Here is an 853-nt window from a genome sequence, read left to right as displayed (position 1 = left end):
CCTTCAATCACCTCGACCACGAGCGGACACTGCTGGCGGCATCGAGTCGATTGCGGATACTAGAGCCAGCTTCGCCATCTGGCACACTGTAGAAACGGCAGATCGTGGCGCATATCCTCTGCGGTTACAGGTTTTCAGGGCCACCCTTAAAAAGTGGCTCTTGCTAAATCGCAGCAGGTGTCACACAGCGCATAATCAAACCATCAGCTTCAAACAAGAAGTTGTCTGTCTCCTCCTTTCCTTCGTTTCAGGTTATCCCTTGAGGAATTTGTTCTATGAAAGTTAAAGTTGCTTGTTTGGTTGCGCTTTCTGTTCTGTCTACTGGTGCGCTTGTCTCCCCTGCTCACGCTAATCCTGTCGGTGATCGCCCCACTGTTGGCCCTGCTATTCTATCGCAACGTAGCGAGCGCAACGTGCAGACCGCCCAGGCTCGAAGCTTCGGTGCGCCTATCCAAGGCCGTAACTACATCGGTGCGGGTGCCAGTAATGAGGGTGCCGTCATTAACGGTAAGTACGCGCTCTCCAACCGCTTCTCCGTTCGTCCCGGCGTGATTACTGAAATTAGCAACGAGGATGGCGACCGCAATGTAACGGTTCTAGCACCCGTTACCTATGACTTCAATGGCATCGGTGGAGAGAGACTAAAGCCGTTTGTCGGTGCAGGCGCAGGTGTCACCACTGGCGATGAGACTGACTTTCAGGTCGTGGCGACGGCGGGCGCTGATTATCAGCTAGGCAACCGCTATGCGCTCAACGGTTCAGTCAACTACCTACCGCTTGATGACCAGCGAGTCGATTTTGTAGCCGGTCTTGGCTACCGCTTCTAGATCTCCAGTCTAACGACCTCACCCCT

1 protein-coding gene is annotated in these 853 nt (G+C 53.9%); it reads left to right on the top strand.

The annotated features are described in order from the left end of the window. Nucleotides 1-275 precede the first annotated feature (275 nt). Nucleotides 276-827 (top strand): outer membrane beta-barrel protein, encoded by a 552-nt coding sequence (locus CKL79_RS22650; protein ID WP_121971736.1) that lies wholly within the window; start codon nt 276-278, stop codon nt 825-827. Nucleotides 828-853 lie beyond the last annotated feature (26 nt).

This window comes from Leptolyngbya sp. BC1307, assembly GCF_002286735.1.
Taxonomy (GTDB): domain Bacteria; phylum Cyanobacteriota; class Cyanobacteriia; order Phormidesmidales; family Phormidesmidaceae; genus Phormidesmis.
This window is presented reverse-complemented; position numbering and strand designations above follow the sequence as displayed.